Below are 13,924 nucleotides of genomic sequence, written 5' to 3'. Positions count from 1 at the left end.
AGTCTCCAAAACCCTCGTGGACCTCACGTGCCGTGGCCGGTCTCCTGGCTGACGGGTCGTCGCTGCTCCGCCGACCTTCCCGGATTCCTCCAGTGGCCTCCGAACCGGCGGACCGGTACGGACGAGGGCGAGCAACTATCCGCTCACAGTGGCGAGGGCCGCGCCGGTTTCCCACCGGCTTCCCGAGCACCACGGCAAACCGAGAGTAGCGCACCTGTCCGGAAAGGTGTGCAACCATGTGCGTCCGTGGATGCTCTGCCACCCTCTCGCCCTCCCGATCGGTGCCCCGGAATCCTTCGCCCGCATGTCGCGGCGGACGGCGCGCTGGTGCGGCTTCGCGTGCCCGGAGGGCAGGTACCCGACGGGGCGCTCCGAGCACTGTCGGACGCGGCCATCGCCTACGCCGATGGCGACGTGCACCTCACGTCGCGGGGAAACCTGCAGCTCAGAGGCATCGGACTCGACGAGTGCGGTGCCGTCCCCGCCGGACTGGCCGAAGTCGTCACGGCGGCCGGACTGCTGCCGTCGGCGAGCCACGAACGGGTGCGGAACATCGTCGCCTCGCCGCTGTCGGGACTCGCGGGTGGACTCACCGACGTCCGGCCTCTCGTCCGCGAACTCGATGCCGGACTGTGCGCCGATCCGGTCCTCGCCGACCTGCCCGGCCGGTTCCTGTTCGGCCTCGACGACGGCCGTGGCGACGTCGCGACGCTGCGGTGCGATCTCATCGCCGTCGCGCTCGACGACGGGACCGCGCGGATCGTCGTGGGTGGACTCGCCGGCCCTACGGTACGGCTCACCCAGGTCCCGGAGACGCTCCTGCGCCGGGCCCGCCGCTTCGTCGAGATTCGCGAGTCGGTATGGCACGTGCGTCAACTTCCGCGTGCGGGAGCGGAACTCGGCGGTACCGTTTCCGCTCCGCGGCCACGGGCCTTCACCATGCCGTACGGCACGATCGGCGACGCGGTGTCTGTGATGGTGCCGCTGGGGATTCTCACCCCCACCATGGTCGCTGCATTGCCCGATAGCGGTGTGGTCGTCACGCCCTGGCGCGGTCTGATACTTCCGTCCGGATCGAATCTCGTCGCGCTGCGCGAGACCGGCTTCGAGACGATCCCCGATTCACCGTGGCAGCGGGTGACCGCGTGCACGGGAGCGCCCGGGTGTAGCCTCGCCGGAGGTGACACCCGAGCGCTGGCTCGCCGGATCGTCGCCGGAGATACCACCGATTCCCGAATTCACGTCGCCGGATGCGAACGCGCCTGCGGCGCACCGCACTCGCCTCACCGCCTCGTTTTCGCCAGGAGCACCCCGTGACCCTTCGACCTCCCCCGCGTCGGTACGACTACGTCACCGACGGCGCCGAGATCTACGTCCGGTCGTTCGCGACGATCCGCGCCGAGTCGGAGCTGTCCGCGATTCCTGCGAGTGCGGAGAAGGTCGCGGTCCGGATGATCCATGCAAGCGGGCAGACCGATCTGGCACGAGATCTCGTGATCCACTCCGATCTTGTTCCGTCCGCCCGCACTGCTCTGAACGCAGGTGCTCCGATCCTCACCGACGCGAACATGGTGGCCTCCGGGGTCACCCGTACGCGCCTGCCCGCGGGCAACGACGTGGTGTGCCTGCTCGCCGACCCACGTGTCCCCGAACTCGCCGAGCGGTGGGGCACGACCCGCTCCGCAGCGGCGGTGTCGTTGTGGGCCGACCGCCTCGAAGGCTCCGTCGTCGCGATAGGCAATGCCCCGACGGCCCTGTTCCACCTGCTCGAGATGCTCGACGACGGCGCCCCGCGACCGGCCGCGATCGTCGGTGTTCCCGTCGGGTTCATCGGCGCCGCGGAGTCGAAGGAGGCGCTGCTCGACCATCCGCTGCAGATCCCCCATCTGGTGGTGCGGGGGCGCCGCGGCGGGTCGGCGATGGCGTCGTCCGCGATCAATGCACTTGCCCAGGAGAAGGAATGAGCGACACGATGCCAGGCAGGTTCTACGGCGTGGGCCTCGGTCCCGGTGATCCCGAACTCATCACACGCAAGGCCGCGCGGCTGATCGCCGAGGCCGACGTGCTCGCCTACTATTCCGGCACGCACGGCCGCTCCATCGCCCGGTCGATCGCCGCCGACCTGATCCCGGACGGGGTGATCGAGGAACTGCTCGTGTACCCGGTGACGACGGGCACCACCGATCACCCGGGCGGCTACGACGGTGCGATCGCCGATTTCTACGACGAGTCCGCCGCCCGGCTGGCCGTCCACCTCGACGCGGGACGCACCGTCGTCGTGCTCTGCGAAGGCGACCCCCTGTTCTACGGCTCGTACATGTACCTGCACGACCGTCTCGCTCCGCGATACCCGACGGAAGTGGTGCCGGGGGTGACGTCGGTGTCCGCCGCATCTGCTGCGGCCGCCGAACCGATGGTGCGCCGCACCGATGTCCTCACCATCCTGCCCGGCACGTTGCCCGCCCCGGAACTCGCACGGCGACTCGCCGACACCGACGGCGCGGCGATCATGAAGCTGGGCAGGACGTTTCCCGCAGTCCGGGAAGCTCTCGCCCAGTCCGGTCGCCTCGACGACGCCGTCTATGTCGAACGCGCGTCGATGGATCGGCAACGTATCCTGCCGGTCACCGAGGTCGACGCCGACGCGGTGCCGTACTTCTCGGTGATCCTCACGGCCGGTGACCGCTCGCCGAGGAATCGCGCCGTCGCCGACCGATCACGGCCCTCCGTAGCGGCCGAGGTGACACATCCGGAGGCGAACGAACTGTTCGTCGTCGGGTTGGGTCCCGCGGACGAGAAGTGGCTGACCGCCGAGGCCGCCGACGCACTCGCGAAGGTCGATCACGTCGTCGGATACGGACCGTATGTCGACCGCGTCCCGGTACGTCCCGGCCTGCACCGTCATTCGAGTGGTAACACCGTCGAGGTCGACCGTGCGCGATTCGCTCTCGACCTCGCCTTGGCGGGTGAGAAGGTCGCGGTGGTCTCCGGTGGTGACGCCGGGGTGTTCGGCATGGCGTCGGCGGTGTTCGAGGCCGCGCAGGACGATGCCTACGCGTCGGTGCCGATCCGCGTCCTGCCGGGTGTCTCCGCGGTGCAGGCCGTCGCGGCGCGTGCCGGCGCCCCGATCGGCGGCGACTTCGCGGTGATGAGCCTGTCGGATCGACTCAAGCCGTGGGACGTGATCGAGAAGCGGTTGGCTGCGGTGTCGGAGGCCGATCTCGTCCTGGGCATCTACAACCCGGCGTCCCGGTCTCGGACCACGCAGGTCGCGGATGCGAGAACGGTACTGCTGAAGCATCGTCCGGCCGACACCGTCGTCGTGATCGGGCGCGATGTGGGACGGCCCGGTGAGTCGCTCGAGGTCACGACACTCGAGAAACTGGATCCGGCGAACATCGACATGAAGTGCCTGCTCATCGTCGGCGCTGCGGGCACCTCCGTGACACCGACCGGCGCGGTGTGGACGAAACGGTCGGTGGACGGTCAGAGTGCGGGATCGTCGACGACCGACTGGACGAGCCGGCCGTAGGTCTCGATCAGCGACTCGCTGGGCATCTCGTCACGCGGCAGCAACTCGAACGTCCTCAGGCTGCCCGCCAATCCCAGCAGGAGGGTGACGACCATCTGCGAGCGCACCAGCCCTGCCGATTCGTCCCCGATCAGTGCCGCGATGCGGGCGACGACCCGCTCGTTCGTCCGCGCGCGCGCCACAGCCGGATCCGCTGCCTCACGGATCAGGAAGGGTGCCATCGCCCAGAAGTCGTAGTCGTCCGTATCCCGTCGCTCGACGACCGCACGCACCATCCGGTACCCGACCGGCTCGTCGTGACGCGTGGCTTCGGCGAGTCCGGGCGAGTCCGGAGCTGCTGCCTGGAAGAGCTCGGCCTTGCTGCCGGTCAGTTTCATCACGAGAGCCGGTGAGACACCGGCTGCTTCGGCGACGTCCCTGATCGTGGTGCCGTTGAATCCGCGCTCGGCGAACAGCGGTCGTGCGGCGTCGAGGATGACGTCGCGGGTGGTTCGCTCGGTCACCTACGCCTTCGCCTCCACGGATGCGCCTGCGACGCTCGTCGTCGACGGTCGGTGTCTCGGAAGGAACATGGCTGCCAGGCTAGCGGAGAACGTCGCGACGCCGGCGATCCCGAACATCGCCACGAAGGCGCTGTGGGCCGGGAAGACCGTCCCGGCGACTTCCATGGTGAGCCCGGCGACCAGTGCCGCGACCACCGCGCTCATGCTCGACGATCCGATCGTCCTCAGCAGGCTGTTGAGTCCGTTGGCCGCTGCGGTCTCCGAGAGCGGGACGGCACCCATGATCAACGCCGGCATGGTCGCGAAGGCCATCGCGTTGCCGATGCTGACGAGGACGCTACCGATGACGATGAGTGCGACGGTGTCGTCGAAGGTCATGCGGAATCCGTAGGCCACGGTCATGAGCAGTCCCGCAGCCAGGAGAGTGGTGCGGCCGCCGAATCGTGCGGTCATGCGGGCCGACAGCGGGGAGACGACGAGCATCGTGAGTCCACCCGGAACCATGCACAGACCTGCGGTCGCCGCACTGAGACCGAATCCGAAGCCGGTGATCTCCGGAAGTTGCAGTTGCTGCGTCGTGGAGAGGGTGTTCGCATACGCCGCGAAGCCGACGAAGAGTCCGGCGATGTTGGTGAGCAGAACAGGCCGACGCGACGAGACGCGCAGATCCACCATGGGGATGGGAACGCGCAGTTCGTACGGGACCCAGATCGCGAGGACGACGGCGGCCGCCCCGAGGCTCACGAGGGTCTGCGGACTCGACCATCCCCAGACCGGTCCCTTCGAGATCCCGAGCAGCAGCGCCACGAGTGCGAGCGACAACAGCACCGCGCCGACGAGGTCGAAGCGGCCCCGGGTGCCCGAGGCGCCCGCCGGAACCGTGACGAGGATGCCGACCAGCAGGAGCACACCGGCAGCCGCCGAGACGTAGAAGACCGAGGCCCATCCCAGGGTGTCGTAGAGAATGCCCGCTGCCGGTAGACCCAGGGCGCCACCGATGCCCATCGTGGCGCTGGTCAGTGCCACTGCGCCCGCGACCTTCTCTCGAGGCAGCAGGTCGCGCAGCACGGCCATGGCCACCGGGATGAGCGCCGAGGAGAAGCCCTGCAGCGCGCGGCCGACGAGGACGGCGATGTAGCTCCCGCCGAGCGCGGCGATCAGCGACCCCACGACCATCATCGCCAGCGACAGCACCATCATTCGGCGCTTGCCGAACATGTCGGCCGACCGCGAGACGATGGGGGTCGCCACCGCTCCGGTCAGCAGCGTGATGGTCACCAGCCACGTCGCGGCGCCGGCGGAGACGTCGAGGATCTCGGGGAAGTCCGGAAGCAGCGGAATGACCAGCGTGGTCTGGAGAGCCACGACGAGACCCGCCAGGCTCAGCAGCGTCGTGATCGTCGTGCCCGACGCCGGTGTCGTTCGTCCCATGTCCCCATCTCCGTTGCCACCCCGCGGGGTGAACACCGTTCACCCGATGATCGAGTGAACGGTGTTCACCCCGGGGTTGTCAACAGGTTCGCGCGGTGAACCGGGGTTCGCCGCTGCTGCAACCGGGGCGAACCCCGGTTCGGCGCGCAAGGAGGGAACTATCCGAGACCGGGGCGCTCGCGGGCGGGGTCGTAGAGATGCGAGCAGGCCACATCCGGCCGTTCACGCACGCCGAGAGCGTGTCCGACGACGATGACCGCGGTGTGCTTCAGTCCCGCGGCTTCGACACCGTCGGCGATGTCGGCGAGGGTGCCGCGCAGCACGACCTGGTTCGGCCGCGACGCGAACGCGACCACCGCGACGGGACAATCGGCGCCGTATTCGGCAGTGAGTTCTTCGGCCAGGACACGGATGCGGGTGATCGCCAGGTGCAGGACGAGACTCGCCCGGATCCCCGCGACCCGCGTCAGAGCCTCGGTGTCGGGCATCGCCGTCGACCGGGCCTGCGTGCGGGTCAGCACGACCGTCTGCACGAGTTCGGGAACGGTCAGTTCGGTGCCGAGTGCCGCGGCCGCCGCGGCGTAGGCGGGCACACCGGGCGTGACGTCCCAGGGCACGCCTGCGGCGTCGAGTCGTCGCGTCTGTTCGGTGAGCGCCGAGTACAGCGACGGGTCGCCGGAGCACAGTCGCACGGCGTCGAGGCCACACCGGTGCGCGTCGACGAGGTGGGCGGTGATCTCGTCGAGGTCCAGGTGTTGTGTGTCGATCAGTTCGGCGTCGTCACGGCAGTGCGAGAGGGTCTCGGCATCGAGATAGGTACCGGCGTACAGCACGACCGGGACCTCGCGGAGCAGGTTCACCGCTCGCAGCGTGAGCAGGTCGGCCGCTCCGGGTCCGGATCCGACGAAATGGACGGTCATCGTTCGCCTTTCACTGCGCTCCACTGCACGACCGGTCGCTGCGCACGCCAGCCGGTGAATGTTCCTATGGGATCTGCGTGTTCGACGGACAGACGGGTGAGTTCACCGCCGTGCGTCTTCCACCACTGCACGAGGCCGGCCTCGGTCTCCAGCGTCACCGCGTGCGCGACGAGCCGACCGCCGGGAGGCAATGCGTCCCAACACGTGTCGAGCACACCCTCACGACTTCCTCCCCCGCCGACGAAGATCGCGTCGGGCACCGGGAGTCCGTCGAGCGCGGCGGGAGCGGCACCACGGACGACGCGCACGGTCGACGGCACTCCCAGAGCGGCGGCATTGCGCTCGATCGCGCCGGCGCGCCTCTCGTCCTTCTCGATCGCGAGAGTACGACAGCGCGGATCGGTTCGCGCCCATTCGATTCCGACGGACCCGGCTCCCGCACCGACGTCCCACAGCAACTCTCCCGGTCGCGGTGCGAGTGCGCACACCGCCGCGACACGCACGGTCCGCTTGCTGAGCTGTCCGTCGTGCTCGAACAGGGAGTCGTCGAGACCGGGCACAGTCGACAGTCCTGCCGGTCCGTCGACCTCGACGCACATCAGACTCAGAGACCGGACGCCCGTATCGGTCAGATGGGCCGCCTTCGCATCGATCCGGGACTCGTCCGCAGCACCGAGATGCGACAACACCGCAACCCGTGAGTTCCCGAAACCGGCGGCCACCAGGAGCGTCGCAACATCCGCGACACGTGCACCGTCGACGAGGACGACGAGTTTGCGTCCGCGCGTCAGAACTCTGCGCAGGGCATCGATCTCGCGACCCACGACGGTGACCGTCTCGCACTCCTCCGCGGACCAGCCCATGCGTGCGCGGGCCAGCGCCACCGACGAGACCGCCGGGATCACCTCCACGGCGTCGCCTCCGAGACGCCGGATCAGTGTGGTACCGATCCCGGAGACCAGCGGATCACCGGATGCGAGCGCGACGACGTCCTTGCCGGCGTGCCGGTCGAAGAGGTCGTCGAGTCCGGACAGGAGCGGCGACGGCCACTCTTCGCGCACCGCTGCGCAGGCGGGCACCAGGTCGAGGTGGCGCCGGCCGCCCAGCAGGACCTCGGCTGTGAGTATCCGTTCCCGGACGGCTGACGGCACGCCCGCCCATCCGTCCGCCCCGATTCCGACAACGGTGATGCCTGTCGTCTGTCGCATCGGTCCCATGGCGGTGAACCATAGCCCACGCGCCATGGCCTAGACTCGGCCGCGGCAAGGCAATCGAAGGTGCCCCTCACGGGGATAATCGGGAAGCCGGTGAGAATCCGGCACAGGCCCGCTGCGGTGACCCGGGAGTCGTCGATCATGCGCATCCGCGCAGCCACTGGACCGTCCGGTCCGGGAAGGCGATCGCACGGCGTCCGACCGGGAAGTCCGAATACCGGCCTTCGAACAGCTTGCCGCGAAGAACATCCCAGCGGGAGCCTGTGGAGGTCGAAGTGCATGTGTATCCGTTCGGCGCGGTGGTCGGTTCCGACGACCTCGCGCTGGCCCTGACCCTGTGTGCGGTGTCGCCGTCGATCGGCGGTGTGCTCGTGCGCGGCGAGAAGGGCACCGCGAAATCGACGACCGTGCGTGCCCACGCCGCGCTGTTGCCGCAGATCACCGTCGTGGACGAGTGCCGGTTCTCGTGCGATCCGGACACCCCCGATCCGTCCTGCCCGGACGGCCCCCATCCGGCCGCTACGGGCTCGCATGTCCGGCCGGTGCGACTGGTGGAACTGCCCGTCGGCGCGGCGGAGGATCGCGTCACCGGAGCGTTGCACCTCGGCAAGGCACTGGCCGACCGCACGGCCGAATACGAACCCGGTCTTCTGGCACTGGCCCACCGCGGCGTGCTGTACGTCGACGAGGTCAATCTCCTGCACGACCACCTGGTCGACCTGCTGCTCGACGCCGCGGCGATGGGTCGCTCGACCGTCGAACGCGACGGGGTCTCCGTCGAGCACGCCTCCCGATTCGTCCTGGTCGGAACGATGAATCCCGAGGAGGGTGAGCTTCGCCCGCAGTTGCTCGACCGCTTCGGACTCGCCGTGGATGTGGCCGCGCCCCGCGACCCGCACGTGCGCGCCGAGATCGTGCGGCGGCGGATGGCCTTCGACGCCGATCCGGCCGGATTCACCGCGCGGTGGGCGGATCGGGATGCCGAGTGGTCGCGTCGCGTCGTCGCCGCGCGCGAACGCGTCCCGCAGGTCGTACTGAGCGACGACGCGCTGGTCTCGATCGCCGAGGTGTGCGCGGCGTTCGATGTGGACGGCATGCGTGCCGACCTGGTCACCGCCCGCACGGCCATCGCGCACGCGGCCTGGCACGACCGCCTCGAGGTGACACGCGAGGACATCGCGGCAGCGGCCCGACTCGCCCTGCCGCACCGTCGGCGCCGCAACCCCTTCGACGCCCCCACCAGCAGCGACGATCTGCTCGACGAACTTCTCGGTGGAGACGACCCCGATCCCGGCCCCGACGACGATCCCGGTGGTGGCGAGAGCACACCCGACGGCTCGGCGGCGGAGACGTCCTCCGGCTCGGGTGATCGGTCGTCCACCAGCCTGGCGTCGGCGTCGGATCCGTTTCGCGCCAGGGTGTTCTCCGTCGATCGGGTCGGGCGCGGCGCAGCCGGTCGCCGGTCGCGGGCGGTCACCACGATCGGCCGCACCGTGGGCAGTCGCCGCGGCGACTCCGGTCCCGTCCACCTCCCCGCCACGATCCGCGCGACCGCCTTTGCCGATCAGGATCGGCAGGTGCGCCGCAAGATCGTCGAAGGTCGCGAGACCAATCTCGTTCTGCTCTGCGTCGACGCATCCGGGTCGATGGCCGCACGCAACCGGATGGTGCAGGTCAAGACCGCCGTCCTGTCGCTGCTGCTCGACGCGTACCGCCGTCGCGACACCGTCGGCCTCGTGACCTTCCGCGGCGCCGGCGCGACCGTCGCACTCCCGCCGACGAATTCGGTGGACGTGGCCGCCGCACGGCTACGCGAACTCCCCGCCGGTGGGCGGACCCCGCTGGCGGAGGGCCTGATCGAAGCGGCCGAGATCATCCGGCGCCATTCGCTGCGGGATCCGCGACGACGCGCCCTGCTCGTCGTGGTCACGGACGGTCGCGCCACCGCCGGACCGGACGCCGTGCAGCGCTCGCTCGACACCGCGGACGTCATTGCCGCACAGGGAATCTCCTCCGTCGTGGTGGATTCCGAGACGGGACGTTTCCGGATGGGTCTCGCGGCCCGTCTCGCCGAACGCCTCGGCGCCGACTACGTACCCGTCGGCGAGGTCGATGCTGAGGCACTGACCGGAATCGTTCGGGAGAGGGCCGCCTGATGCCGAAGGGACAGCCCACCGTCGTACCCGACGACGGTCTCACGACCCGCCAGCGCCGCAACCGGCCGCTGCTGATGGTCAACACCGGTGACGGAAAAGGTAAGTCCACGGCCGCATTCGGTCTCGCGCTGCGGGGCTGGAACCAGGGCTGGTCGGTCGCCGTCTTCCAGTTCGTCAAGTCCGCCAAGTGGCGCCTCGGCGAGCAGACCGCCTTCGAGACCCTCGCCGACCTGCACGACGAGCGCGGCACCGGCGGACCCATCGAGTGGCACAAGATGGGATCCGGATGGTCGTGGTCGCGCAAGGAGGGCACCGAGGAGGACCACGCTGCCGACGCCCTCGCCGGATGGCGCGAGATCCAGCGACGCCTCGCCGCGGAGGAGCACGGCCTGTACGTGCTGGACGAGTTCACCTATCCGATCGCGTGGGGATGGGTCGACATCGACGAGGTCGTCGATACGCTGACCTCTCGGCCGGGACGCCAGCACGTCATGATCACGGGGCGGCGGGCGCACCCGAAGCTCGTCGAGGTCGCCGACCTGGTGACGGAGATGACGAAGGTCAAGCATCCGATGGATGCGGGTCAGAAGGGCCAGCGAGGGATCGAGTGGTGAGAGTTCCACGTGTAGTCGTCGCCGCACCGGCATCCGGGCACGGGAAGACCACCGTCGCCACGGGTCTCATGGCGGCACTGCGCCGCGCCGGGCACGTCGTGTCGGGCCACAAGATCGGTCCCGACTACATCGATCCCGGCTACCACTCGCTCGCCACCGGCCGACCCGGCCGCAACCTCGACCCGCATCTCGTCGGCGAGGACCTCGTCGCTCCCCTCTTCCTGCACGGCGCCGCCGATGCGGACATCGCCGTGATCGAAGGTGTCATGGGGTTGTACGACGGGATGATCGGCACCGACGGGTACGCGTCCACCGCCCACACCGCGGCCCTGCTGTCCGCACCGGTGATCCTCGTCGTCGACGTCTCGCACGCCTCCCGGTCGATCGCGGCGATCGTGCACGGCATGGCGTCCTACGACCGCGGCACGCGGATCGCCGGCGTGATCCTGAACAAGGCCGGATCGCAGCGACATTCGGACGAGGTGATCCGCGCACTCGAACCGACCGGCATCCCGGTGATCGGCGTGCTCGGTCGCGACGACGGCATCACCGTTCCGTCGCGCCATCTCGGCCTGGTGCCCGCCGAGGAACGCGACGAGGCGACCGCGCAGGTGGATCGGCTTGCCGCGCAGATCGCCGAACGCATCGACCTCGCCGACATCCTCGGTATCGCCTCGGCAGCACCCGACCTGCCGGCGACGCCGTGGTCACCGGGCACGTCCACCGAGGACGGTCCGGTGATCGCTGTCGCCGGAGGCCGTGCCTTCACCTTCCGCTACACCGAGACCGAGGAACTCCTGCGCGCACACGGATGCCGACCGGTGACCTTCGATCCCCTGCGCGACGAACGACTACCCGCCGGCACCGCAGGTATCTACCTCGGCGGCGGGTTCCCCGAGGTGCACGCCGCCGACCTCGCCGCGAACCTCCCCCTGCGCACGCACCTGCGCGCCGCGATCGCGGCGGGAGTTCCAACCGTCGCCGAGTGCGCCGGTCTGCTCTATCTGGGGCGCGAGGTCGACGGACACGGGATGGTCGGCGCCCTCGACACGTCGGCACGGATGACCTCGCGCCTGACCCTCGGCTACCGCACCGCGATCGCACCGCAGGACACCCTGCTCGCTCCCGCCGGCACCCGCGTCACCGGTCACGAATTCCACCGCACCGCGATCGACCCCGGCGCCTCTCCCGCGTGGCTGCTCGACGGCCGGCCGGACGGCGTCGCCACCGCGACGGTGCATGCGTCGTACCTGCACACGCACTGGGCCGGACATCCCGATCTCGCACGACGGTTCGCGGACGCCGCGCGGGCGGCGGAACCCGCACCCGAACCCACCTCGGCACCGGCACGTCGTCGAACACACGAACCCGATCTGCATCATCACGGCGACCGCGACGCGACCGAAGGGCTGGTCGACCTCGCCGTCAACGTCTCGCGCCGACCTCGACCGGCTTGGCTCGACGACGCCCTGCGTGCCTCGCTGGACGATCTCGCGCGCTATCCCGACCCGAGCGGTGCACGCGCCGCCCTCGCCGATCGTCACGGCCGCAGCAACGACGAGGTCCTCCCGACGGCCGGGGGTGCCGAGGCGTTCACGTTGCTCGCCCGGGCGCGGGCATGGCGGAAACCGGTGGTGGTGCACCCGCAGTTCACCGAACCCGAGGCCGCACTGCTGGCCGCCGGACATCGTGTCACGCGGGTGGTGTTGCGCCGCGACGACGGGTTCGTCCTCGATCCGGGTGTGATCCCGGAGGACGCCGACCTGGTGATCGTCGGCAACCCGACGAATCCCACCTCGGTCCTGCATCCGGCCGACACGCTCCTGGCACTGACCCGACCGGGACGCGTCGTCGTGGTCGACGAGGCGTTCATGGACGCCGTTCCCGGCGAAGCCGAATCGTTGACGGGACAGTTCGTTCCGGGACTCGTGGTGCTGCGGTCGCTCACCAAGACGTGGGCGATCCCCGGCCTGCGAGCTGGATACGTGGTCGGCGACGCCGCGGTGCTCGCGGATCTCGCCGTGCAGCAACCGCCCTGGTCGGTGTCCACCCCCGCAGCGGCTGCGATGATCGCGTGCGCATCCGACGACGCAGTACGCGAGACCGACGTGATCGCGCACGAGATCGCCGGAGACAGGGAGGTCCTCGTCGACGCCCTCACCGGACTCGGAATCCACGTGGTCTCCCCCGCGACGGCCCCGTTCGTGCTGGCGGAAGTACCCGAAGGAACTCGGGAGAAACTGCGGCAGAAGGGGTTCGCGCTGCGTCGCGGAGACACCTTCCCCGGCCTCGGTGACGACTGGGTGCGGATCGCAGTGCGCGACGCGGCGACCACGACGGTGCTCGTCGAAGCATGGAGGACGATCCTGTGAAGCGCAGCGCACCCGGAAAACAGAGGGCACTCGGACTGGCGCTCGGCTACGCTGCCGACCAACTCGTCGGCGACCCGCAGCGGTGGCATCCCGTGAGCGGCTTCGGGAAGCTGGCGCGCGCCGCCGAAGGCCGGCTGTATGGCGACCACCGCGCTGCCGGGGTGGTGTTCACCTCGCTGCTGGTCGGCTCCGCCGGGGCGTTGGGATACGTCGCCGACCGCGCGACCCGCGGTCGTCCGGTGCTGTCGGTCGCGGTCACGGCGCTGGCCACCTGGACCGTGCTCGGTGGCCGCTCCCTCGGATTCGAGGCCCGGACGATCGACGCTCAGCTCCGCGACGGCGACCTCGCCGCGGCGCGGCAACAGGTGACCCACCTGGTGGGCCGCGACCCGTCGCGACTCGACGAGAACGGGATCGCGCGCGCCACGATCGAGTCGGTCGCCGAGAACACCTCCGACGCCGTCGTCGCGCCGCTGTGGTGGGGTGCGCTGCTCGGTCCGGCCGGCCTGCTCGCGTACCGGGCCGCGAACACCCTCGACGCACGCGTCGGCCACCGCACCCCGCGACTCGAACGGTTCGGGTGGGCTTCGGCCCGGTTCGACGACGTGCTCAACCTCGTCCCCGCTCGCCTCACCGCCCTGTTGGCCGTCGCACTCGGTGACGACGGCCGGGGTGCGATCCGGGCGTGGCGTCGGGACGCCCGTAAGCATCCGAGCCCTAATGCCGGTCCGGTCGAGGCGGCGTTCGCCGGCGCTCTCGGTCTCCGGCTCGGCGGCACGAACATGTATCACGGAGTGGTCGAGGATCGCGGCACGCTCGGCGACGGACCCGCGCCGGTCCCGGAGGATATCGGCCGGACCGCGCGACTCGCCTCGAAGGTCGGAACCGGATCCGTGGCGACGGCTGTCGCCGTCTCACTCGCACGTCGTCGATAATCTGCTCGGTATTTCCCCGCCTCGACGGACAATTCCGTTCCGAGGGTGAAATTTCGGGGTGAATCCGTGTTCGTTCTGCCCGAATACGTAACTCCGGTTACTGTTCGTGCGATTCGTAGAGATAGTGCCCCGTGGAGTGGTGGACTTCGGATCGGCTCTGCAGTAGACGTAGTGATCAACGAGTCGTGCTGGATACTATGCTGTTTCGCTCGAGCCGGTCAACGACAACGCCGGTTCGGTAGCGTGC

General features: G+C 69.6%; 11 protein-coding genes and 2 riboswitches. Of the genes, 7 read left to right on the top strand and 4 right to left on the bottom strand.

Going from position 1 to position 13,924, the window contains the following annotated elements:
* Window positions 1-16: 16 nt before the first annotated feature.
* Window positions 17-209: riboswitch (cobalamin riboswitch) on the bottom strand.
* 118 nt (window positions 210-327) lie between these two features.
* The 3 genes from B9C99_RS23700 to B9C99_RS23690 are packed head-to-tail and all read left to right on the top strand — an operon-like array spanning window position 328 to window position 3,532.
* Window positions 328-1,317 (top strand): cobalamin biosynthesis protein CobG, encoded by a 990-nt coding sequence (locus tag B9C99_RS23700; protein WP_172415073.1) that lies wholly within the window; start codon window positions 328-330, stop codon window positions 1,315-1,317.
* A complete protein-coding gene (locus tag B9C99_RS23695; RefSeq protein ID WP_016691521.1) occupies window positions 1,314-1,964 on the top strand; it encodes a precorrin-8X methylmutase in 651 nt (216 codons plus the stop codon). The genes B9C99_RS23700 and B9C99_RS23695 overlap by 4 nt, the downstream gene beginning before the upstream one ends.
* Window positions 1,961-3,532 (top strand): precorrin-2 C(20)-methyltransferase, encoded by a 1,572-nt coding sequence (locus B9C99_RS23690; RefSeq protein WP_088899551.1) that lies wholly within the window; start codon window positions 1,961-1,963, stop codon window positions 3,530-3,532. The genes B9C99_RS23695 and B9C99_RS23690 overlap by 4 nt, the downstream gene beginning before the upstream one ends.
* Here the strand turns inward: B9C99_RS23690 and B9C99_RS23685 are convergent.
* The 4 genes from B9C99_RS23685 to cbiE form a co-directional block, all read right to left on the bottom strand.
* Complete coding sequence (locus B9C99_RS23685; RefSeq protein WP_088899550.1) at window positions 3,487-4,035, bottom strand: TetR/AcrR family transcriptional regulator; 549 nt, start codon at window positions 4,033-4,035, stop codon at window positions 3,487-3,489. The genes B9C99_RS23690 and B9C99_RS23685 overlap by 46 nt on opposite strands.
* Window positions 4,036-5,466, bottom strand: a complete 1,431-nt coding sequence (locus tag B9C99_RS23680; RefSeq protein ID WP_088899549.1) for an MFS transporter — start codon at window positions 5,464-5,466, stop codon at window positions 4,036-4,038. It lies immediately after the preceding gene.
* 158 nt (window positions 5,467-5,624) lie between these two features.
* Window positions 5,625-6,386: an SAM-dependent methyltransferase gene (locus B9C99_RS23675; protein WP_088899548.1), complete on the bottom strand. Its 762-nt coding sequence runs from the start codon at window positions 6,384-6,386 to the stop codon at window positions 5,625-5,627.
* On the bottom strand, window positions 6,383-7,603 hold the full coding sequence (gene cbiE, locus B9C99_RS23670) for a precorrin-6y C5,15-methyltransferase (decarboxylating) subunit CbiE (RefSeq protein ID WP_088899547.1): 1,221 nt from the start codon (window positions 7,601-7,603) through the stop codon (window positions 6,383-6,385). Before cbiE ends, B9C99_RS23675 begins: the two co-directional genes overlap by 4 nt.
* A 41-nt stretch (window positions 7,604-7,644) precedes the next feature.
* Window positions 7,645-7,841: riboswitch (cobalamin riboswitch) on the top strand.
* 34 nt (window positions 7,842-7,875) lie between these two features.
* Between cbiE and B9C99_RS23665 the strand changes: the two genes are divergently transcribed.
* Genes B9C99_RS23665 through B9C99_RS23650 form a run of 4 tightly spaced genes read left to right on the top strand, consistent with a single transcriptional unit; the run spans window position 7,876 to window position 13,677 of the window.
* Window positions 7,876-9,756 carry a VWA domain-containing protein gene (locus B9C99_RS23665; protein ID WP_253250186.1) on the top strand — a complete coding sequence of 627 codons (1,881 nt, stop codon included), beginning with the start codon at window positions 7,876-7,878 and terminating at the stop codon, window positions 9,754-9,756.
* Window positions 9,756-10,370, top strand: coding sequence for a cob(I)yrinic acid a,c-diamide adenosyltransferase (gene cobO, locus B9C99_RS23660; RefSeq protein ID WP_059384580.1), 615 nt, complete (start codon window positions 9,756-9,758; stop codon window positions 10,368-10,370). The genes B9C99_RS23665 and cobO overlap by 1 nt, the downstream gene beginning before the upstream one ends.
* Complete coding sequence (locus tag B9C99_RS23655) at window positions 10,367-12,742, top strand: cobyrinate a,c-diamide synthase (protein WP_088899562.1); 2,376 nt, start codon at window positions 10,367-10,369, stop codon at window positions 12,740-12,742. The genes cobO and B9C99_RS23655 overlap by 4 nt, the downstream gene beginning before the upstream one ends.
* On the top strand, window positions 12,724-13,677 hold the full coding sequence (locus B9C99_RS23650) for a cobalamin biosynthesis protein (RefSeq protein ID WP_059384581.1): 954 nt from the start codon (window positions 12,724-12,726) through the stop codon (window positions 13,675-13,677). Before B9C99_RS23655 ends, B9C99_RS23650 begins: the two co-directional genes overlap by 19 nt.
* Window positions 13,678-13,924 lie beyond the last annotated feature (247 nt).

The sequence above is a fragment of the Rhodococcus sp. BUPNP1 genome (genome assembly GCF_002215235.1).
Classification (GTDB): Bacteria; Actinomycetota; Actinomycetes; order Mycobacteriales; family Mycobacteriaceae; genus Rhodococcus.
The sequence above is the reverse complement of the archived record's forward strand: the minus strand, read 5'-3'. Positions and strand labels throughout refer to the sequence as shown.

Bases quoted from the DNA above. Each gene is read 5' to 3' on its own strand.
- B9C99_RS23690 (WP_088899551.1), top strand. From the start codon at position 1,961: ATGAGCGACACGATGCCAGGCAGGTTCTACGGCGTGGGCCTCGGTCCC.
- B9C99_RS23680 (WP_088899549.1), bottom strand. From the start codon at position 5,466: ATGGGACGAACGACACCGGCGTCGGGCACGACGATCACGACGCTGCTG.
- B9C99_RS23675 (WP_088899548.1), bottom strand. From the start codon at position 6,386: ATGACCGTCCATTTCGTCGGATCCGGACCCGGAGCGGCCGACCTGCTC.
- cbiE (WP_088899547.1), bottom strand. From the start codon at position 7,603: ATGGGACCGATGCGACAGACGACAGGCATCACCGTTGTCGGAATCGGG.
- cobO (WP_059384580.1), top strand. From the start codon at position 9,756: ATGCCGAAGGGACAGCCCACCGTCGTACCCGACGACGGTCTCACGACC.
- B9C99_RS23650 (WP_059384581.1), top strand. From the start codon at position 12,724: ATGGAGGACGATCCTGTGAAGCGCAGCGCACCCGGAAAACAGAGGGCA.